Origin of the sequence: Collinsella ihumii (assembly GCF_030385545.1) — a bacterium.
GTDB lineage: Bacteria > Actinomycetota > Coriobacteriia > Coriobacteriales > Coriobacteriaceae > Collinsella > Collinsella ihumii.
The window spans coordinates 167,190-186,803 of the sequence record NZ_JAUEIQ010000005.1 but is presented as its reverse complement, the minus strand read 5'-3'; the positions used below and the strand labels follow the sequence as shown (position 1 = coordinate 186,803).

At 64.0% G+C, this 19,614-nt stretch carries 20 protein-coding genes; 2 read left to right on the top strand and 18 right to left on the bottom strand.

The genetic code is table 11. From position 1 onward, the window contains the following. Window positions 1-40: 40 nt before the first annotated feature. The 3 genes from QVN30_RS06580 to QVN30_RS06570 form a co-directional block, all read right to left on the bottom strand. Entirely contained in the window at window positions 41-1,438 is a 1,398-nt protein-coding gene (locus QVN30_RS06580; RefSeq protein WP_087202661.1) for a phosphohexomutase domain-containing protein, read from the bottom strand. A 123-nt stretch (window positions 1,439-1,561) separates the two neighbouring features. Then, window positions 1,562-2,506 carry a homocysteine S-methyltransferase family protein gene (locus QVN30_RS06575; RefSeq protein ID WP_289835837.1) on the bottom strand — a complete coding sequence of 315 codons (945 nt, stop codon included), beginning with the start codon at window positions 2,504-2,506 and terminating at the stop codon, window positions 1,562-1,564. A gap of 2 nt (window positions 2,507-2,508) precedes the next feature. Beyond that, complete coding sequence (locus QVN30_RS06570; protein ID WP_087202659.1) at window positions 2,509-2,934, bottom strand: metal-dependent transcriptional regulator; 426 nt, start codon at window positions 2,932-2,934, stop codon at window positions 2,509-2,511. Window positions 2,935-3,268: 334 nt separating this feature from the next. On the opposite strand from QVN30_RS06570, the gene pepT reads away from it, so the two are divergent. Further along, complete coding sequence (gene pepT / locus QVN30_RS06565) at window positions 3,269-4,513, top strand: peptidase T (RefSeq protein ID WP_087202657.1); 1,245 nt, start codon at window positions 3,269-3,271, stop codon at window positions 4,511-4,513. 71 nt (window positions 4,514-4,584) lie between these two features. Then, window positions 4,585-5,766 carry an acyltransferase family protein gene (locus QVN30_RS06560; protein WP_289835836.1) on the top strand — a complete coding sequence of 394 codons (1,182 nt, stop codon included), beginning with the start codon at window positions 4,585-4,587 and terminating at the stop codon, window positions 5,764-5,766. Window positions 5,767-5,840: 74 nt separating this feature from the next. Here QVN30_RS06560 and QVN30_RS06555 read toward each other — a convergent pair whose 3' ends face one another. The 15 genes from QVN30_RS06555 to QVN30_RS06485 form a co-directional block, all read right to left on the bottom strand. Next, window positions 5,841-7,031 carry an LCP family protein gene (locus QVN30_RS06555; protein ID WP_289835835.1) on the bottom strand — a complete coding sequence of 397 codons (1,191 nt, stop codon included), beginning with the start codon at window positions 7,029-7,031 and terminating at the stop codon, window positions 5,841-5,843. Window positions 7,032-7,044: 13 nt separating this feature from the next. After that, on the bottom strand, window positions 7,045-8,328 hold the full coding sequence (gene murA / locus QVN30_RS06550) for a UDP-N-acetylglucosamine 1-carboxyvinyltransferase (protein WP_087202651.1): 1,284 nt from the start codon (window positions 8,326-8,328) through the stop codon (window positions 7,045-7,047). A gap of 99 nt (window positions 8,329-8,427) precedes the next feature. Further along, window positions 8,428-8,826: an ATP synthase F1 subunit epsilon gene (atpC, locus tag QVN30_RS06545; protein ID WP_353738975.1), complete on the bottom strand. Its 399-nt coding sequence runs from the start codon at window positions 8,824-8,826 to the stop codon at window positions 8,428-8,430. Between the two features lie 3 nt (window positions 8,827-8,829). Further along, window positions 8,830-10,263, bottom strand: coding sequence for a F0F1 ATP synthase subunit beta (gene atpD / locus QVN30_RS06540; protein ID WP_204565360.1), 1,434 nt, complete (start codon window positions 10,261-10,263; stop codon window positions 8,830-8,832). Next, on the bottom strand, window positions 10,263-11,174 hold the full coding sequence (atpG, locus tag QVN30_RS06535) for an ATP synthase F1 subunit gamma (protein ID WP_204565359.1): 912 nt from the start codon (window positions 11,172-11,174) through the stop codon (window positions 10,263-10,265). The genes atpD and atpG overlap by 1 nt, the downstream gene beginning before the upstream one ends. 15 nt (window positions 11,175-11,189) lie before the next feature. Next, entirely contained in the window at window positions 11,190-12,794 is a 1,605-nt protein-coding gene (gene atpA, locus QVN30_RS06530) for a F0F1 ATP synthase subunit alpha (protein ID WP_066831212.1), read from the bottom strand. A 5-nt stretch (window positions 12,795-12,799) separates the two neighbouring features. Continuing rightward, on the bottom strand, window positions 12,800-13,273 hold the full coding sequence (locus QVN30_RS06525; protein WP_066831206.1) for a F0F1 ATP synthase subunit delta: 474 nt from the start codon (window positions 13,271-13,273) through the stop codon (window positions 12,800-12,802). Continuing rightward, window positions 13,266-13,862, bottom strand: coding sequence for a F0F1 ATP synthase subunit B (atpF, locus tag QVN30_RS06520; protein WP_066831203.1), 597 nt, complete (start codon window positions 13,860-13,862; stop codon window positions 13,266-13,268). Before atpF ends, QVN30_RS06525 begins: the two co-directional genes overlap by 8 nt. A gap of 46 nt (window positions 13,863-13,908) precedes the next feature. Continuing rightward, window positions 13,909-14,103 carry an ATP synthase subunit c family protein gene (locus QVN30_RS06515; protein WP_066831200.1) on the bottom strand — a complete coding sequence of 65 codons (195 nt, stop codon included), beginning with the start codon at window positions 14,101-14,103 and terminating at the stop codon, window positions 13,909-13,911. Window positions 14,104-14,219: 116 nt separating this feature from the next. Continuing rightward, window positions 14,220-15,014, bottom strand: coding sequence for a F0F1 ATP synthase subunit A (gene atpB, locus QVN30_RS06510; RefSeq protein ID WP_066831197.1), 795 nt, complete (start codon window positions 15,012-15,014; stop codon window positions 14,220-14,222). Between the two features lie 36 nt (window positions 15,015-15,050). Next, window positions 15,051-15,344 carry a hypothetical protein gene (locus QVN30_RS06505; RefSeq protein ID WP_289835834.1) on the bottom strand — a complete coding sequence of 98 codons (294 nt, stop codon included), beginning with the start codon at window positions 15,342-15,344 and terminating at the stop codon, window positions 15,051-15,053. A gap of 228 nt (window positions 15,345-15,572) precedes the next feature. After that, window positions 15,573-16,217 carry a uracil phosphoribosyltransferase gene (gene upp, locus QVN30_RS06500; protein ID WP_204565357.1) on the bottom strand — a complete coding sequence of 215 codons (645 nt, stop codon included), beginning with the start codon at window positions 16,215-16,217 and terminating at the stop codon, window positions 15,573-15,575. Between the two features lie 454 nt (window positions 16,218-16,671). Beyond that, window positions 16,672-17,124: a ribose 5-phosphate isomerase B gene (gene rpiB / locus QVN30_RS06495; protein ID WP_087202646.1), complete on the bottom strand. Its 453-nt coding sequence runs from the start codon at window positions 17,122-17,124 to the stop codon at window positions 16,672-16,674. Between the two features lie 60 nt (window positions 17,125-17,184). Continuing rightward, window positions 17,185-18,729, bottom strand: a complete 1,545-nt coding sequence (glpK, locus tag QVN30_RS06490; protein WP_289835833.1) for a glycerol kinase GlpK — start codon at window positions 18,727-18,729, stop codon at window positions 17,185-17,187. A gap of 2 nt (window positions 18,730-18,731) precedes the next feature. After that, window positions 18,732-19,430 (bottom strand): L-threonylcarbamoyladenylate synthase, encoded by a 699-nt coding sequence (locus tag QVN30_RS06485; protein WP_204565356.1) that lies wholly within the window; start codon window positions 19,428-19,430, stop codon window positions 18,732-18,734. Window positions 19,431-19,614: the final 184 nt, after the last annotated feature.

The window sequence follows — 19,614 nt, the reverse complement described above, 5'->3', positions numbered from 1 at the left end:
TCTGAAGTTTTCGCCTTCGGGCTGACTGCCCCTATGCCTCCTAATCGAACTTCAAGTGCGCCATATCCGTTCCCGCATCAAGGAGCTCGTCTCTCATCTCCACCGTCTGCGCTTCTGCATACACGCGCACAAGCGTCTCGGTTCCGCTTGGACGCAGCAGCAGCCATGATTCATCCTCGAATTCAAGGCGAAGGCCGTCCATATGGCTTACGCGCACCGGCTCCCTTCCAGCCACGCTTCGAGGGTTGATTCCCGGCAGCATGGTCCTCAGGGCCTCGATGTCTTCGTACTGGAGGCGCAAGTCCCTCCTCGCATAGCTCGTCGAACCCAGCGCATCCTCAAGCTCTTCGACGAGCTCAGCAAGGGTCTTTCCCGACTTCGCCATGAGCTCGCACAGAAGCAAAGCCATGAGCAGGCCATCGCGCTCGGGGAAGTGGCTCGGTATTCCGAAGCCGCCGGTCTCCTCGCCTCCGATAAGCACGCCGCCCTTGAGCATCTCCATATATATGTATTTGAAACCTACGGGCTTCACCACATAACGGCAACCGAGCGCGCGGGCAACCCGCCTCGTCAGAAGCGAGGACGCAAGCCCGAGAACCACGCGCCCCGACATGCCGCGGTTCCGCACGAGATGGCCGAGTATCAAAGAGAACAGCTTGTGCGCGTTAACGAAGCGACCCTTTTCGTCGACCGCTCCCACGCGATCGGCATCGCCGTCGTTGATGAGGCCACAGCAAGCGCCCGCTTCCACCACCGCCTGCTCGCAATCATCGACCCACGGCTCGATCGGTTCGGGACGCATGTCCTCCATATCCTCATCGGATTCACCATGGATCTCGTCAACTTCAACCCCCAGCGCACCGAGCACGGCGGGCAGATAGCCGCGCGCCGCACCGTACATCGGGTCATACACAATATGAAGATGGGCGTTCGCGATCGCGTCGCCGTCAACGAGCGACACCAGGGCGTCAAGGTACGGCGTGGTGAAGTCTACGATGTCGATGGGACCGCGCAGGTCGGTCGGCTCGGGGCCCACCGCCCGCTCGACCTCCGAGACGAATTCCGTTGAGCCGGCGCCCCCGTCGGCGACACGAAACTTGACGCCCAGATAGTCCGCCGGATGATGGGAGCCCGTTATCATGAGGCCTCCGCACGAACGGGCGTCATGGGATATCGTCCACGATAGGGCCGGGGTGGGCGTGTAGCGATCGGATAGCTTTACCACGAGACCGTGGCCGGCGATCACGCGAGCCGCGAGACGGGCGAACTCATCGGCGCCGGGGCGCGTATCGTATCCAACGTATACGATGGCGCCTGGGTGGGACTGCGCCCACAGAGAAGCCGCCGCATCCGCGACGCGAACCACGTTTTCCTCGGTGAACTCACCGTCGCGGCGAGCCCTCCAACCGTCTGTTCCAAATCGAATCATGGCGCCCATGGTCTCATTGCCCCCGTATGGCGTGCATACTACTCAGCATCTTGACTATACCCAGCCCGAACCGATGCAGTCAGCGTTCAAAAGGTCAACAAGTCGGATGCGCGCATCCCGCACGTCGCGCCGCTATATATCCAGCACGCCGGCAAGCGTGCAGGTCGTCAGCACGCCGGCGCCGCAGCACGACCCGACGATGCGGGCCCCATCGGCGCGCCACTGCTCGCAGGCGCGGGCAAACGCCTGGGGATCTTCATGCCACGTCAGCGACCCGTCTTCTCCGCGATGGGGGTACCCCGCGTTCGGCCGCACCGAAACGGGCAGGTCCGTCGCGCGCGTCATGCGCGGAACCGCCTGGGTCGCAGCCTCGATCGAACAGCAGTTGATTCCAACCGAATAGGCGCCGAGCTCCTGGGCCCTCATACAGGCCGCTTCGATATTCAGGCCATCACCCAGCAGGTTCCCCTCGTCGCCGATGGCGAAACTCACCAGCACGGGCATGCCGTCGGCCACATCGGATGTGCCCGCAATCGCAGTCTCCAGATCCCGCAGGGCGGTAAACGTTTCGAGCATGATGCCGTGCGCCCCCGATGCGAGCAGGGCATATGCCTGCCTTCGGTAGGCAGCGCGTGCGCGGCGATGCTCCTCGGAATCCTCTTTGAGCCAAAATATACCGTTCGACCCCATCGAGCCCAAGACGCACGGGGCGCCGGCCCGCTTTGCGCAGTTCACGGCGGCGCTGTTCACGCGCTCGACGGTGTCGGCGATCTCATCGCGCGCCAAAGCCGATTCGTTCGCCTGAAAGGTGTTGGTGAGCATAAGGTCGGCGCCCGCGGCGCGATAGAGCCAGTGCAGGCGGGACACTTCTTGGGGATCGCCAAGATTCCAATAGGCGGCCGGCACATCCTGGCCGCCCGGCTGGCTCATCAACGCCGAGCCCATCGGGCCCTGCATCAACAGCGAGCGCTCGGCAAGCGTCTCGTCGAGCCAGTCTGCGCCCGTGCGATCATACGAGCTCGTATCGAATGACAGCTGCCCGTCCTGAGGCATGTCCGCCTGCCCGTGCCCCGACACGACTACTCCTCACCAACCGAGATGCCCTGGTCCTCAAGATAATTCAGCCAGCGACGCATCGTGTCCTCGGATAGGGCGTGCTCCATCATGCATGCCTCGGCATCTGCCCGCTCGAACTCGACGCCCAGCTCCTGAACCAAAAACGTACGCAGCAGTCGGTGGCGATACCATACCGCCTGGCCCAGTTCGCGGCCGGGTTCGGTCAGGACGACCTTGCCGTAATGCGACTGTTCGACCAGCCCCTGCTCTTTGAGCACGGTCACCGCCTTGTTGACCGAAGCCTTTGAGACGTTGAGCTGCTGGGCGATATCGACCGAACGAATCCCTTCGCCCTGCACGCCCTCCTGCTCCAGGCGGACCATGCACTCGAGGTAGTCTTCGTTAGCGACGGTGAGATGCAGCTTGCGCGAAACATCGGTGGTATCCATGGGGCCATCCTCTCGTTGTACATTCAAGTTAGTTTAGCGCATTCGATCGGGAAGCACCGATGAATTGCCTGCGCGCTGAGCAGCCCCTCAGCGGGAAGAACGCCGGTGTAGACGGTAGCGGCACGGACGCCCACCGCATGACCAGCCGGCACGGGATGAATTATCGGTGTTTCCCCAGAGTCGTTGGCGCCGTCGCATCGCGCTAGGGAGACACTGATTACTTGCTTTCGCGGCGAACGTCCTCGTGCCGGGCACCTGCCGCGGAGCACATGAACAGCGGCTTTTTGGAACAGCCCTGACCGTATGGCCCGTCATGAGAAAAGGGGGATCTTACATGGATCAACCGAACCAGTCCGACGTTCTCGAACGCTTCTTGCGATACGTCCGAGTCACGACGCAATCAAGCGAAGAGCACTGTGATGTCGTGCCGTCCACGGCATGCCAGTTTGACCTGGCAAACCTTCTCGCCGACGAGCTGCGCGGACTCGGAGCCCTCGATGTGGAGGTCAGCGAGCACGCCTATGTCACCGCTCATATCCCGGCGAGCCCGGGGGCCGAAAACGCCCCGCGCCTCGGACTGATCGCGCATCTCGACACCACCGAGGCCGCCCCGGGCGACGGCGTGAACCCCCATGTCGTTCATTACGAGGGCGGCGATCTCGTATGCGGCGTCGTCGATGGCAAAGAGGTCTCCATCAACCCCTCCAAGATCCCCGCGCTCGACGAGGTCGCGGGCGAAGACCTCGTGTGCTCCGACGGCACCACGCTTTTGGGCGCGGATGACAAGGCGGGCGTCGCGGAGATCATGGAGCTCGTCGCCCGCATCTCTCAAGACCCTCTGCTCCCCCACCCGCCGCTCGGCATCTGCTTTTGCCCCGACGAGGAGATCGGCCATGGCGCGGAGCTGCTCGATATCCCCGCTTTCGGCTGCGCGTTCGCCTATACCGTCGACGGGGGCCCTATCGGCGAGCTCGAGTACGAATGCTTCAACGCGGCCGATGTCACGGTGAGCTTCGAGGGCTTCTCCATCCACCCGGGGGACGCCAAGAACCGCATGGTCAATGCCTCCAACCTGTTCGTTGAATTCCACACCATGCTCCCCGCAGTCGAACGCCCCGAGCACACCGAGGGATATGAGGGCTTCATCCATCTTTGCGGCATCAGCGGCACGGTCACGCACGCCACCGCACGCTATATCGTCCGCGATCACGATGCCGAGCGTTTCCAGCAGAAGCTCGACATGATGGAGCGCGCTGCGGGCTTCGTCAACGACCGCCTGGGAGAAGAGCGCGTCTCCGTCGAGATCAAGCCCCAGTACCGCAACATGGCAGAGGTTGTCGCGGGCTACCCGGAGCTGATCGACCGCGCGCGCAACGCGTTCGAGACGACCGGCGTCCCCTGCCGCATCATTCCCATCCGCGGCGGTACGGACGGCGCCCAGCTCTCGTTTAGGGGCCTTCCCTGCCCGAACCTCGCCACCGGCGCCTACTGCTGCCACGGGGTCAACGAGTTCATCCCCGTCTCCTCGTTGGAGAAGATGGTCGACGTCCTGCAGGCCCTCGTCGCCCAGTTCATCTAGATACGGTCGCGCCCGCGACCGAGCCGGCGGATGCGCGCTCGGCCGCAGGCCATGCCCGAGATAGGAGCATGATGGCACACAAGACCCCGCGCAACGTGCGCATCGAGTCCCTGCGGCTGTTCGCCATCGTCGCCATCGCGGTGTTTCACACCTTTCAGCCGCTCTTTTCGCAAGCCACCGCCTGGGCGCTTGCGGGAGACGAGGGGGCTCGATGCGCCGCCGCGGCAGCAGGCGACATCGCCGCCATCGTCGCCGCATCTCCCGTCGCCGTGGGGGCACTCGGATTCATCAACCTCTTCGGGGCCTTTGGAAACTGCATCTTCTTTATGATCTCGGGATACTTCCTGATTCCCCGCTGCGCGCAGGCGTCACGAGATGAGGGGTACTGGCGCATCCAGGGCGTGAATACGCTCAGGAGGGCGGGCGTCATTCTCATCTCGGTCGCCCTCTATGCGCTGCTCGCACTCGCCATCGGACGGTTCATAACCCCCTTGCCCGGCATATCGCTCCACGAGACAGGATGGCTTTTGGGAGGCCTCGAGTTCATCTGGGTGTACCTCGCCGTCATGGTCGTCTCGCCGCTCGTCGGCTGGGCCTGGGAGCGCTGCCGTGCGCGAACTCCGGCGGCGCTTTCCCTTGTGGTTCTCATTTACCTGGTCAACGCCTATATCGCCTTCATCTCTCCGGGAGACGCGGAGCGCGGTCTGCTCGAATGGCGCAAGCTCATGAGCGCGGTCACTTATTTCGCCGCGTTCCTGATCGGAGGGCTGATCGCCCAGCGCGCACTGCACCCGGCAACGGGACGACGCGTCCGCGTTGCGGCCCTCGTCGCCTTCGCAGGCGCGCTGTGCGTCGAGATCGCCCTTTCGGTTGCGGGGCATGTCGACATCCTCGTGGCGACCTCGTTCAAATCGACATCGGCGATATCGTGCGCGCTTGCAGCCATCTCGTTAGCCGCCCGCGCCCAGCCAGCCCGCAGCGCCGCATCTCGGCGCGACGCCCTCATCCGTTCGGCGGCCTCATCGATTCTTGGATTCTATATCCTGCAATCCATGCTGTATTCGCTCTGGCGAGGCGGCGTGGATCTCCTCCTTGCCGATGCGGCGCGATTGATCGGGGCGCATGACACCGTTCTGTGCATATGCGCCGTCCTCGGAGCGGGACTCATCGGCAGCCTGCTCGTCGTAGCCGGCTTTCTTGCGATCGACCATGTGGTCCGCAAGCCGTTGCTGCGCGCCCTTCGCCTCGAATAGCCAAGCCGGTCACGCCATCGATCGGAAATGGGGGCGGCGACCTCGTCGGTCGCCGCCCCCATGCTCTGTCAGGGCTATTCAGCCGTCTCGTCAGAGGACGTAGATGAGCTGTCGTCGGATTCGCTGCTGCTGGAAGACGAGCTCGTCTCGGCCGTACCGTACGCCCAGTCGTCGGAGGAGTTGTTCGCCAGATCGCCGATCGTGGCAGACTCACCGCCCGAACCCATGCTCTGGGGGCCCTGCGGGTCTTCGCCCGCATCGACGCGCGCCATCATCTTTTCCAGCTTGTCCTCGTGCACGAACACGTAGCTCTGGCCGTCGATATACGTATCTTCGCCCGCCCACGAGGGAAGGTTCGCCGACCAGATCTCATCGGTGTTCATGCCGCGCATCGCGTTGACCAGCGACAGGATGTCCTGCGGGGAAAGGTCGGTCACGACCATGGAGGACAGCGAGTCGATGATTCCGCCGATGTTGGCGATGTTCAACTCGTTCAGGATCTTGTTCGCGAGCGCCGCGAGCACCTGGCGTTGATGGCGCATGCGCGTGTAGTCGCCGTCGATGTACTGATAGCGAGCGCGCGCGTAGGTGAGCGCCGTGGCGCCGTCCATATGCTGCCATCCGGGCTCAATGGTGATATCGAGATGCTCGGGGTCGTCGACGCCGTCGGTCGCGTTGATATCGATGCCGCCGACCGCATCGATCAGCTGCTGCATGCCCTCGAAATTGATTTCCGCATAATGGGAGATCTCGACGCCGCACAGCTCGTTGACGGCGCGCACCATGCCCTCGGCGCCGTCGTAGGTATGCGCCGCGTTTATCTTCATGGTCTCGCCGTTGTATTCGATCTTGGTGTCACGAGGGATGGAGATGAGGGTTACCTGCTTATCCGGAGCGTCGATACGCGCCAGGATGATCGAATCCGCGCGGTACGCATCCTCGCCCGGACGACCGTCCGTGCCCAGCAGCAGCATGTAGAACGGCTCCTGGGAGATATTCGTATCGAACAGCAGGTCCGTGAGGCCGGACGTGATGATGCTGCTGTTGTTCAGCCTGCCGGTAATCGTGGAGAACCACATGCCCGCAGCCGTGCCCACGAACGCGAGCAGGGCGACCAGCGTCACCACGACCGCCCGCCGAATCCGCTTGCCCCGACGGCGCTGGCGTGCGCGCTCGGAGTAGCGCCCCACGTTGTCGCGGCTATAGATTCGGCTCGCCGCCCCCGTGCTGGGGCGCCTCGTTTCCTGTACCGGCTTTTTCTTCATACGGCTACCTGCTTTAGTCGTCGAGAGGATCGGGGACGTTTACGCGCTCCACATGCGCTCCGAAATGCACCAGCTTTTCCACGAAGTGCTCGTAGCCGCGGTCTATGTGGTGGATAGCCGACACCTCGGTTCGGCCGTCGGCGACAAGGCCCGCCACCACCAATGCTGCGCCTCCGCGCAGATCGGGCGAAACCACCTGGGCGCCCGAAAAACCCGGAACCCCGTGGATCATGGCGTGGTGGCTCTCTATGCGGATATCAGCACCCATGCGGACAAGCTCGGAGGCGAACATGAAGCGGTTCTCGAAGATGTTCTCGGTAATCACCGAGGTTCCCTCAGCAAGGGCGGACAGGACCATGGCCTGCGCCTGCATATCGGTCGGGAATCCCGGGAACGGCAGCGTCTGAATGTCCACGGGCTTGATGCGCTCGGCGCGATGCACGCGCACGCCGCCGCCGAGGCGGTCGATCTGGATGCCCATGAGCTCGAACTTCTTGATGACCATACCGAGATGGTTGGCGTTGAATCCGTTCACCTCGATGCCGTCGTCATCCGCCTGGAGCGCGCCGGCCACGATGAACGTGCCCGCCTCGATTCGGTCGCCGATCACGCGATGGGTGACGGGGTGGAGCTCGTCGACACCCTCGATCTGGACGACCGGCGAACCGGCTCCCACGATCTTGGCCCCCATCTCGTTCAGCATGTTCGCGAGGTCGACGATCTCGGGCTCGCGGGCGGCATTGTCGATGACCGTGGCGCCCTTGGCGCGCACCGACGCCATGATGAGGTTCTCGGTCGCGCCGACGCTCGCGAACTCGAGCGTGACCGTCGTGCCGCGCATGCCGCCCGTCGCGTCGGCATAGATATAGCCGTGATCGGTGTCGAACGTGACGCCGAGCGCCTCCAGGCCCAAGATATGCATGTCGATCTTGCGCGCGCCGAGGTTGCAGCCGCCGGGCATGGCGATCTTGGCACGTCCGCAACGGCCGAGCAGCGGGCCCATGACCGCCGTGGACGCGCGCATCTTGGCCACGAGCTCATAGGGGGCTTCCCATGAGTGAACGTTGGTCGTATCGATAGCCAAGCTGTGCTCGTCGACGACATCGATGGTCGCGCCGAGACGCTTGAGCACTTTGCCCATCACGTGAACGTCGGAGATGTTCGGCACATTCTCCAAGATGGTCTTACCGGGGGCAAGCAGCGTTGCGGCCATGAGCTTGAGCGCCGAGTTCTTGGCACCCGAGACATGGACGCTCCCGTGGAGCCTATGTCCGCCCTCAACGCGAATGATGTCCAAGCGCGTTCCCTTCAATAGGTATACAAAACATGCCCGGAGGCTAGGCCCCCGGGCATGATGCTTTCCTGACGTATGCTGCCGTACTCAAGCGCGTGAACGCTACGAATCGAGAAGCAGCTTACACCATGCTATTTCATTATAGAGGTAGGCGCGGTGTGCATCGTTCTCCGACAAAACGCTCAACTGGTCTTCAAAACCTTTAATCTTGGCTTGAACCTCATCCGCGTCGACGAGGGCCAGATCTTGAGCGCGATCGGCAAGCACGATGATGACGTCGCTGGCAATCTGCACGTACCCGCCGCTCACGGCGAACGTGCGGTCGACCTGCCCCATCTTCTCGTTGCACACGCGCACGTACCCAGGACCGATGGTGCTGATCTCGCTCGCGTGCAACGGCGCGACGCCCGTCTCGCCATCGGTGGTCGGAAGCGTCACGAACGCCGCCTCCCCATCGTAGGGACATGAATCCGGACACACGATGCGCAGCTCCATAGGCATGGCTTACGCCTCCATCTTCGCGGCGCGCTCGCGCACGTCATCGATGGTGGACGCGTAGCGGAAGGCCTGCTCGGGCAGGTCGTCGCACTCGCCGTCGACGATAGCGGCGAACGAACGGACCGTATCGCCCACGCGCACGTAGACGCCCGGGTTGCCCGTGAACTTCTCCGCCACATGGAAGGACTGGGAGAGGAACTGCTGGATCTTGCGCGCACGGCTGACCGTGAGCTTCTGCTCGTCGGAAAGCTCGTCCATGCCGAGGATCGCGATGATGTCCTGAAGGTCGGAGTACTCCTGCAGGATCTCCTGAACCTTGACGGCGACACGGTAGTGTTCCTCGCCCACAACCGAAGGATCGAGCGCATCCGACGTGCTCGCCAGCGGGTCGATGGCCGGGAACAGGCCCAAGCTCGAGATGCTGCGCGACAGAACAGTCGTGGCGTCGAGGTGCGTGAAGGTGGTCGCCGGCGCGGGGTCGGTCAGGTCGTCTGCGGGGACGTAGACCGCCTGGACGGAGGTGATGGAGCCCGTCTTGGTGGAGGTGATGCGCTCCTGCAGGTCGCCCATCTCGGTGGCGAGCGTCGGCTGGTAGCCCACCGCCGACGGCATGCGGCCGAGCAGGGCCGAGACCTCAGAACCCGCCTGGGAGAAGCGGAAGATGTTATCGATGAACAGCAGCACGTCCTGGCCGCGATCGCGGAAGTACTCGGCCTCCGTGAGGCCCGCCAGGCCGATGCGCAGACGCGCTCCGGGCGGCTCGTTCATCTGACCGTAGACCAGGCAGGTCTTGTCGATGACGCCCGACTCGTTCATCTCGAGGTACAGGTCGGTGCCCTCGCGGGTGCGCTCACCCACGCCCGTGAAGACGGACGTACCGCCATGCTCCTGGGCCAGATTGTTGATGAGCTCCTGGATGAGCACCGTCTTGCCGACGCCGGCGCCGCCGAACAGGCCGGTCTTGCCGCCGCGGATGTAGGGCTCCAGAAGGTCGACCGCCTTGATGCCGGTCTCGAAGATCTCGGTCTTGGTCGTCAGCTCATCGAAGCTCGGCGCGGGATGGTGGATGGGATAGTAATCCTCCACCTCCGGCATGGGCTTGCCGTCCACGGGCTCACCCATGACGTTCCAGATGCGCCCGAGCGTCTGGTTGCCGACAGGCATCTTCATGGGGGCGCCGGTATCGACGGCCTCGATGCCGCGCTGCAGGCCGTCCGTGGAGGACATGGCCACGCAGCGGACGACGCCGCCGGGAAGCTGGCTTTCCACCTCGAGGATGGTTTTGATGCGACCGACGGGCGTCTCGGCGTCGACGACCAGGGCGTTGTAGATGCCCGGGACGCCCTGCTTGAACTTGACGTCCACGACCGGGCCGATGATGCGGACGATGCGTCCGACGCCGGCGGTCGTCTCGGTCGGGGCAACGATGGTATCTGCCATTAATATTCCTCCAATGCAGCGGCGCCACCGACGATCTCGTTGATCTCGGTCGTGATGGACGCCTGGCGCACGCGATTGTAGGTGCGCGTGAGCTCGGCGATGATGGCGCTCGCGTTCTCAGTCGCGGAGTGCATGGCCTTGCGGCGCGCACCCTGCTCGGCCGCGGCGGAATCGATCAGCGCCTGGTGGACAACGGTCAGCACATAGCTCGGAATGAGCCTGGAGAGCACGTGGCTGGCGCTCGGCGCGTACTCGAACGGCGACGTCAGGCGCTGAGGAGCCTGCGCCTCGTTTGCGCGCGGGCCGCGAGCGGTGTGCAGGACCTCGCTGTCGAGCGGCAGGATGCGCTCTTGGCGAAGAACCTGGTCCACACGGTTGCGCGCGTGGTAGTAGATGATGTCCACGCGGCCGAACTTGCCGCTCGCAAAGCCGTCGCACACGTAGCTCGCGATGACGCGAGCGCGCTCGAGGGTCGGGTCGTCCGACTCGCCCTCCACCGCCATGACGACATCGTCGTGGTGGCGGAAGTACTCGCATGCCTTGCGCCCGCACGTGATGAGCTCGATGCGCTTGGCGCCGTGGCGTCGGAAGTGGTCCAGGCGCTTTTCGGCCGCGCGCTCGACGGCGACGTTGAAGCCGCCGGCAAGGCCGCGGTCGGAGTTGATGACGATCAGCAAGGCGCAGTCGTAGGTCTTCGGGTTCACCAGCAGAGGCGAGCTCGGGCCGGCGGCGGTGTCGCCGGCCACGGTGAGCATCACGTCGGTGATGGCGGCGCGATAGGCCTCCGACTGCTTCTCGCGAGTGAGGGCGCGTCCGATCTTAGCCGTCGAGACCATCTCCATGGTGCGCGTGATCTGCTCGGTGGTGGACACCGAGTTGATGCGCTTCTTTATTTCGCGGAGGTTGGCCATGGGGCTCGAGTCTCCTTACGCATTCCCGTCGCCTGCGCCAGCGCCGTTTTGGGCGCGCGCGGCGATGAACTGGTTCTTGTAATCGGCGATAGCCTGCTCCAGCTTGCCTGCGACCTCGTCAGAGAGCTTGGCGTCGCCGATCTGCGACAGCAGGCCGGAATAGGCGCCGTTCAGATACTTGATGAGCCCGTCGCGGAACGGAAGCACCTCGGTGATGTCCAGGTCGTCCAGGAAGCCCTTGTTGCCGGCGAACAGCGCGCTCACCTGATCGGCCACGGCCATGGGGCGGAAGCGAGGCTGCTTGAGCAGCTCCGTCATGCGCGCGCCGTGCGTGAGCTGATGCTGCGTCGCGGCATCGAGGTCGCTGCCGAACTGGGTGAAGCCCTGAAGCTCCTGGTAGCCGGCCAGATCGAGGCGCAGATTGCCCGCAACCTGCTTCATGGCCTTGGTCTGGGCGTCGCCGCCCACGCGCGACACCGAGATGCCGACGTCGACCGCGGGGCGCTGTCCCTGGAAGAACAGGTCGCTTTGCAGGTAGATCTGGCCATCGGTGATGGAGATCACGTTGGTGGGGATGTAGGCCGACACGTCGCCGTCCTGTGTCTCGATAAGCGGAAGGGCCGTGAGCGAGCCGCCGCCGTTTTCGTCGGACAGCTTGCAGGCGCGCTCCAGCAGACGGGAGTGCAGGTAGAAGATGTCGCCGGGGTAAGCCTCGCGTCCCGGCGGACGACGAAGCGTCAGGGACATCTGACGATAGGCGACAGCCTGCTTGGACAGGTCGTCATAGACCACCAGCACGTGGCCACCCGGATTGGATGCGCTCGCGGGCTCGCCGTTCTCCCCGTTGTACATGAAGAACTCGCCGATGGCGGCACCCGCCATCGGGGCGATGTACTGCATGGGCGCCGAATCGGCGGCGGTTGCCGACACGATGATGGTGTAGTCGAGCGCGCCGTGGTTGGCGAGCGTCTCGCGGATGGTCGCAACCGTGGACGCCTTCTGGCCGATTGCGACGTAGATGCAGACCATGCCCTTGCCGCGCTGGTTGATGATGGCGTCGATGGCGATGGCGGTCTTGCCCGTCTTTCGGTCGCCGATGATCAGCTCGCGCTGACCGCGGCCGACCGGAACCATGGCGTCGATGGCGAGCAGTCCGGTCTGGACGGGCTCGCACACGGGCTTGCGCGCGATGACGCCGGGGGCCTTGAACTCGATGGGACGGCGATGCGTCGCGTTGATGGGGCCGCGGCCGTCGATCGGCTGGCCGAGCGGGTTCACCACGCGGCCGAGCATGCCGCGGCCGACCGGGATGTCCATGACGCGGCCGGTGGTACGGCAGGCGTCGCCCTCCTTGATGAGCTCGACATCGCCGAACAGGACGGCGCCGACCTCGTCGCGGTCGAGGTTCTGGGCCAGGCCGTAGACGGTCTTGCCCGTCGCGCTGCTCGTGAACTCGAGCAGCTCGCCCGCCATGGCGCGCTGAAGACCGGCGACATGCGCGATGCCGTCGCCGACCTCGGCGACCGTGGACACTTCCTGCGTGTCGACAGTGGCGTTGAGATCAAGGAGGCGCTGTTCCAGGACGCGCTCGATGTTCTGGGCGTTAATTGCCTCGGACATGTACGCTAAACCTCCCTCATGTTCGAATTCTGCGTCATGATCTTCCGCGCGTTCTCAAGCTGCGTGCGCACAGAGGCGTCGCGGCGCTGGCCGCGCGCGGACAGGATGATGCCGCCGATGATGGTGGGGTCCACATGCTCGATGAGGAACACGCGGGACTCCAGGTCGGATTCGCACTTCTGCGTGATGAGATCACGGAGCTCGTCGTCGAGCGGGATGGCCGTCGTGACGTGAACGCCCACGACATCCTGCTCTTCGTTGACCATCGAGCGGTACAGGTCGAGAACCTCGGGCAGGCGGTCGAGATCGCCTTGCTCCGACATCTTGGCGAGCACCGCCAACACCTCGGGCGAGGCCTCCGACTGCGCGATAAGCGGCGCCAGGTTCTCGTAGACGTGATCTTCTGCCTTGGAGGCCTCCAGCAGCGTGCGCGCATAGGTCTCGAGCCGACGGCTCTCGATGCGGTCGCTACTAGGCATGGAGGCTACCCACTTCCGCTAGGTACTTCTTGATGAGCTCGCGCTGCTTCTCGGGGTCGTCGGCGAGCGCGTCGCCCACGATCTTGCCCGCGACGGCGACGGACACCTTGGCGATGGAGTCCGTGGCGCCCGCGTAGGCGCGCTTCAGCTCGTCGTCAGCACGGTCGTGCGCCTTGGTGATGATGTCCTCGGCCTCGGTATGGGCCTCGGCGACGATGCGGGCGCGCTCCTTCTCGGCGTCACCGCGGGCGGCGAGCACGATATCGGAAGCCTGGCGACGCGCGTCGGCGATGACCTCGTCGGCCTGCTTGCGGACCTCGACGGCATGGGCGCGAGCCTGGTTGGCCTCGTCCATGCTGTCCTCGATGGTCTTCTCGCGCTGCTCGAACATGGCCATAACGCTCGGCCAGGCGAACTTGCACAGAAGCAGCAGGATGATCAGGAAGATCACGAGTGCCGGCACGAACTCCGCAGCCTTGGGGATCAAGATCTCCGCGCCGTTGGACGTCTCCTCGGCGAATGCCATAGAAGGCGCCATGCATGCCGCTGCAGCAAGAATCGCAGACACACGGATGCGATCGAGTTTCATGGCTTCTACTCCCTTAACGACTGGTTGCATTCCCCGACGGGGCGGCTTACTGAACAACCAGCGCAACGACGAAGCCGATGAGCGCCAGCGCCTCAGCGAAGGCGGCGCCCATGATGAAGACGGTGAACGCGCGACCCTGGATCTCGGGCTGACGCGCCATTGCGTTCGCGCAGCCATATGCCGCAAGGCCGATTGCGAGGCCAGCGCCGATAACACCGAGGCCGTAACCGATAACTCCCACAATTCCTCCTTTAGTTGCATGCACTCTTCCGTGCATTCAGGAACTACCTGCTTATATCAAGCGCTTGCGCGCTCGGTACCGAACCTATGGGCCCGACGGGCCCGAGAGACGAAGCGCTACTCCGTCTCCTCCGCCTCCTGGATGTAGACGGCGGTCAGAATGGTGAAGACGTACGCCTGGACAAAGGCGACGAAGATCTCGATGGCGTAGATCACCAGCAAAATGAAGGCGAACAGCACGCCCGGAAGCGCCGCGAGCACGTTGGACGCGGTGACCTCCTGGAGCAGCGGCTGGGCGAACAGCGTGACCATGAGCGCGAAGGAGCCCATGACGATGTGGCCGGCGAACATGTTGCAGAACAGACGGATGGCCAGCGTGATGGGGCGCAGGATGGTCGAGATGACCTCGATGAGCCACACGAGCACGTTGAGCGGGAACATGACGCCCTCGGGAGCCAAGCTCTTGAGGTAGCCGATGGGCCCGTGCGTGCGCACGCCGCAGGCGACGAAGTAGATGAAGACCACCACGGCGAGCGCCGCGGTCGTGGAGATCGTGCCGCTGCCCGGCTTCATGCCCGGGATGACGCCCACGACGTTGTTCGCAAGGATGAAGAAGAACAGCGTGGCCAGAAACGGGAAATGCTTCTTCCAGTTCTTGCCGATGATCTGCTGGCACACGTCGTCTTTGACAAACGAGATGCCCCACTCCATGAGGTTCATGAACACGCCGTGCGGAACGAGCGTGAGCTTCTTCACGAACACGAACATGAGAACAAGCAGCAAAACGGCGGAAACGCACAGCCAAAACGTGTACTGCGTCATGCCCATCATGAGGTCGCCCACGACGGGAATGGAATGGAACTCAGAGACGAGATGGTTGATCTCGCCAGGCAGCTGAGCAAACGCGTCCAAAACTAAACCCTCCTTGAGTACCGCTGCAGCGCGGTCTTATGACCGTCTGAGCGCAAGCGCGCACAACAGCGCAAGCATAGTAAAGTATCCTACTACCATCCCGACCGTAAAGGTCAAGAAACATTTCGGAATCACCATCCATGCAATCCCGCCCGCGACCATGAGGAACCCGAACGAGATGACGATGGACGCCATTCCGCGGCCGATACCGGCGCGCTTCGTTCCATGAAGCACGGGCATGACCGCGCAGAACATGGGCACGACGCCGATAGCGCCCACAAAAGCTCCACCGAAGCCGAATGCGATGTCGCAGCCTGCTGCGAGCGGCATGGCAGCCACGTCCCTTCCGTCTATGATACTGTGCGACAGCATAGCCGACCTACGATGCCGATGACGCATGGGGCTCAACCAATGGATGGAGCCCGCTTGTCGACGAGCGGCCTTGTTGCATGCGAATCGGGAAGGCCGCACCCTCGCACTTGCCGTCACCGCGCCTATCCATGGCGTCAGGCACGACGGCCCGATGCAAGGGCCGCGTGGCCGGCACCTCCCCTACGGCTACAGGGTCCCGAAGATGCGGTCTCCTGCATCGCCCAGGCCGGGCACGATGTACGCGGCCTCGTTCAGGCCCTCATCGATCGAGCAGGTGTACACCCGCACCTCGTCATCCGCCTCGAGCACGCGCGCAAGTCCCTCGGGCGCCGCGACGATGCACAGGAAGCGAATATCGGTTGCGCCGTGTGCGCGCAGGTATTGCAGCGCGGCCTCGGCAGAACCGCCCGTCGCGAGCATGGGGTCCACGACCAGGCAGGTGCGCTCGGCGATATCTCGGGGAAGCTTGGCATAGTACTCATGGGGCTCATGCGTCACCTCGTCGCGGTACATCCCCAGATGCCCCACGCGCGCCGCCGGCACCAGATCGAGCACCCCGTCAACCATGCCGAGCCCGGCGCGCAGGATCGGCACGACGGCGAGCTTTCGACCGGCGATGCGCTTCGCGGTCGTCGCGCTAATCGGCGTCTCGATCTCAACATCCTCGAGCGGCAGATCGCGCGTCGCCTCGTAGCACTCAAAATGCGCGAGCTCTCGAACGAGATCCCTAAATTGCTTGGTCCCCGTCCGCTTGTCGCGCAGGATTCCAAGCTTGTGCTGTACCAGCGGGTGGTCGACCACCGCGACACGAGACCGATCAAACTCCACCATCAAACAACCCTCCAGCCGCATTCCGACTCTCTCGTATAGATATATATGTAGGTGCAGGCGATCCGACGGCAAGCGCGCCCCCATGGGACGACGCCCGGTTTGCAAAAAGAGCGCCCCTTGACAGGGCGCTCGGTCGACGGGGAAACCGGCACCATATGCCCTATACCCGATCTGCCGACGCATAGCCACCGCACCGAAGACGAGAGGGCGCGGCCGGCCCGCATCTCCCCCGCCGTCATGCGCAGGCGCCCGCAACAGGGCGCGCGCCGCGGGGCCTACCGCCGCGGAATGAATTGGTCAGTGTTTCCCAGGGAAACACCGATTGATTGCTTTCGCGGCGGGCGTCTCCGTGGCGAGGCGGATGCAGGCGAAGGCGAGGAAGGCGCAGTGGGGCTGCGCCGACGCAGCCTGAGCCCGCAGGCGCCCGCCACGGGGGCGCCAGGCGCGGAATGAATTAATCGGTGTTTCCCTGATCCAGATCCATGACCTTCGCCACGCGCTGTGCGTGCCGCCCGCCCTCAAAATCAGTGGAGAGGAACACGCGGAGGATCTCCTTGTTGACCTCAGGGTCGGTAAAGCGTCCGGACAGGCAGATGACGTTGCCGTCGTTGTGGCGACGGAACAGGTCGGCGAAATCGGGCGTGACGATCGAGGCGGCGCGGATGCCGGCCACCTTGTCGGCGGCAAGCGCCATGCCGATGCCGGTTCCGCACACGAGCACGCCGCGGTCGGCATCGCCGGAGGCCACCGCATGCGCCACCTTCTCCGCATAATCGGGATAGTCGACCCGGTCGTCTGTGGCGGGGCCCAGGTCCTGGACATCGACGTCGAGCTCTTGGGCCAAAAAGTCGGCGAGCATCTGCTTTTGCTCGAATCCGGCATGGTCGGAAGCGATGGCAACGCGCATGGCTTGTTCCTTTCCAGTCGTCAGGCCCCCTGATATATCAGCATGCGATGGAGGCCGGTATCACTGTATCACGGTTCGCGATCTCGCCACGGCATCGTGCCAGCCCGAAAGGCAATGTGCGACCTCTTCGTCGCTGCCCTGCGGCTCGAAGCGGCGTCCGAGCGCATGGTCGGCGACCAGCTCCTCGCGATCCTCCCAGTACCCGACAGCCAGGCCGGCGAGATACGCCGCCCCGAGCGCCGTCGTCTCCACCGCCTCCGTCTGCACGACCGGAATGCCCAAAAGGTCCGCCTGGAACTGCATGATGAACTCGTTGCGCGACGCCGCCCCGTCGACCGAAAGCTCGGAAAGCTTCATGCCCGCGTCGGCCTGCATGGCGCGCAAGACGTCATAGCTCTGGTACGCCATGGACTCGCATGCGGCGCGCACGAGCGTGGAGCGATCGGAAGCTCCCGTCAACCCCGTGATCAGACCGCGGGCCATGGGATCCCACCAAGGGGCGCCCAGGCCGCTGAACGCCGGAACAAAGTAGCAGCCGTCGTTGCTCGACACCGACCGCGCGATATCGGCCGTCTCGCGTGCGCTGGAGATGATCCCGAGCTTATCGCGAAGCCACTGGATGATGGACCCGGCATGGAAGATCGAGCCCTCGAGCGCGTAGGAGACCGTCCCGCCCTCCGCTATGCCGATGGTAGAGATGAGGCCGTTGCTCGAGTCCACGACCTCGTCCCCGGTGTTCATGAGCATGAAGCAGCCGGTGCCGTACGTGTTCTTGGTGTCGCCGCGATCGAAGCAGCAATGGCCGAAGAAGGACGCCTGCTGGTCCCCGGCAACACCGGCGATGGGAGGCATGTGCGTCATGACCTCGCTCGACACATGACCGAAATCACCCGAGCTCCACCGGACCTCGGGCAGCATCGAGCGCGGCACGCCCATGATCTTCAGCAGCTCGTCGTCCCACTCAAGCGTATGGATGTTGTAGAGCATCGTGCGGCTCGCGTTGGTCATGTCCGTGGCATAGACCAAGCCGTTCGTCAGGTTGTAGATGAGCCAGGTGTCGATCGTGCCGAACATGAGCTCGCCGGCCTCGGCGGCCTCGCGCGCACCGCTCACGTTGTCCAGAATCCACTTGATCTTCGTGCCCGAGAAGTACGGGTCGAGCTTGAGGCCGGTCTTCTCGCGCACGACGTCCTCGCACCCCGCGGCGATGAGCTCGTCTACGATGGGGGCCGTGCGGCGGCACTGCCAACCGATCGCGTTGTAGATGGGCTGGCCGCTGTCTCGATCCCACACCACGCACGTCTCGCGCTGGTTGGAGATGCCGATCGCCGCGATGCGGTCGGAATGGATACCGCTTTTGAACTGGACTTCGGCCATCACGGCGATCTGAGAGGCGAGGATCTCCGTGGGATCCTGCTCGACCCATCCGGGATGCGGATACGTCGTCTTGATGGGCTTCGACGCCTGCGCGACGATGCAGTCGTACTCGTCGACGATGATGGCGCGCACCGATGTGGTGCCCGAGTCGAGCGCCATGATATAGCTGGCGCCGGGCAGGGTCCCGACGCGATCGACCAGACCGAGATCGTTAAAAAGGAAAGCCATGGCTAATGCACCTTACGATAGGAAACGGAACAGGAAGCGAGGGCGGACTCGATGTCTGCGGCGGACAAGGCCCCCTGCCGGATGATGTCCAGCTCGCCATCGAGCAGCGACACGATGGTCGACGCATCGTGGCAAACGGTCTCGCCTGCATCGATGGCGGCGTCAACCCCTGCAAGAATGCGAGCCTCCACCTGCGCAAACGATGCCGGCGCGGGAGCTCCGTGCGTATTGGCGCTCGTTACGGCCAGCGGCGAGCCGCATGCGCGGACAAGCGCCTGGACGACAGGAGACGCCGACGCGCGCAGCGCAACCGTGCCGTCCGCAGCTCGCATGAACCGCGGAACGCGATCGGAGGCCTTGACGATCAGGGTCAGGGCGCCGGGCCAAAACGCACGGGCCAGCACGTGGACGCCCTCGGGAACATCTACGCCGAACGCATCGAGATCGCGCTCGCCGGCAACGAGCCAGGGAACGGTCTGGCGGACGTCACGCCGCTTGAGTGTGAAGATGCGGCCGTACCCGGTCGCGGGCGCGGGCGCCTCATCCCCCGACGACGCATATGCGCCGATCGCCACGCCGATGCCGTAGACGGTCTCCGTAGGCGTCAGGATGAGGCCGCCCGCGGTCAGAACCTGCGCCGCATCGCGGATAGCCAGAGGATGCGGGCCGGAGCCTCCGCCCACCCGATAGATCCGCTGCATGCGACGACCACTCCCTTTGCCTTCGTCCGTTTTGCGTAAACGATTTATCAGCGCGCGGTAAACGCGCCCCGCTGCATTGTCTCACGCCGCGGCCGCAGGGAGCCGGAATCGACTCAACCCAGCAGACAAGCGGGTAATATTCTCGGCAAAGGGCCGAAAGTATGTACGTGATATGTGATTCGGG

Excerpts from the sequence above, each read along its gene's own strand:
- QVN30_RS06580 (WP_087202661.1), bottom strand. The coding sequence starts at position 1,438 with ATGGGCGCCATGATTCGATTTGGAACAGACGGTTGGAGGGCTCGCCGC.
- QVN30_RS06570 (WP_087202659.1), bottom strand. The coding sequence starts at position 2,934 with ATGGATACCACCGATGTTTCGCGCAAGCTGCATCTCACCGTCGCTAAC.
- pepT (WP_087202657.1), top strand. The coding sequence starts at position 3,269 with ATGGATCAACCGAACCAGTCCGACGTTCTCGAACGCTTCTTGCGATAC.
- QVN30_RS06560 (WP_289835836.1), top strand. The coding sequence starts at position 4,585 with ATGGCACACAAGACCCCGCGCAACGTGCGCATCGAGTCCCTGCGGCTG.
- QVN30_RS06555 (WP_289835835.1), bottom strand. The coding sequence starts at position 7,031 with ATGAAGAAAAAGCCGGTACAGGAAACGAGGCGCCCCAGCACGGGGGCG.
- atpC (WP_353738975.1), bottom strand. The coding sequence starts at position 8,826 with ATGCCTATGGAGCTGCGCATCGTGTGTCCGGATTCATGTCCCTACGAT.
- atpD (WP_204565360.1), bottom strand. The coding sequence starts at position 10,263 with ATGGCAGATACCATCGTTGCCCCGACCGAGACGACCGCCGGCGTCGGA.
- atpG (WP_204565359.1), bottom strand. The coding sequence starts at position 11,174 with ATGGCCAACCTCCGCGAAATAAAGAAGCGCATCAACTCGGTGTCCACC.
- atpA (WP_066831212.1), bottom strand. The coding sequence starts at position 12,794 with ATGTCCGAGGCAATTAACGCCCAGAACATCGAGCGCGTCCTGGAACAG.
- QVN30_RS06525 (WP_066831206.1), bottom strand. The coding sequence starts at position 13,273 with ATGCCTAGTAGCGACCGCATCGAGAGCCGTCGGCTCGAGACCTATGCG.
- atpF (WP_066831203.1), bottom strand. The coding sequence starts at position 13,862 with ATGAAACTCGATCGCATCCGTGTGTCTGCGATTCTTGCTGCAGCGGCA.
- QVN30_RS06505 (WP_289835834.1), bottom strand. The coding sequence starts at position 15,344 with ATGCCGCTCGCAGCAGGCTGCGACATCGCATTCGGCTTCGGTGGAGCT.
- upp (WP_204565357.1), bottom strand. The coding sequence starts at position 16,217 with ATGGTGGAGTTTGATCGGTCTCGTGTCGCGGTGGTCGACCACCCGCTG.
- rpiB (WP_087202646.1), bottom strand. The coding sequence starts at position 17,124 with ATGCGCGTTGCCATCGCTTCCGACCATGCCGGATTCGAGCAAAAGCAG.
- glpK (WP_289835833.1), bottom strand. The coding sequence starts at position 18,729 with ATGGCTTTCCTTTTTAACGATCTCGGTCTGGTCGATCGCGTCGGGACC.
- QVN30_RS06485 (WP_204565356.1), bottom strand. The coding sequence starts at position 19,430 with ATGCAGCGGATCTATCGGGTGGGCGGAGGCTCCGGCCCGCATCCTCTG.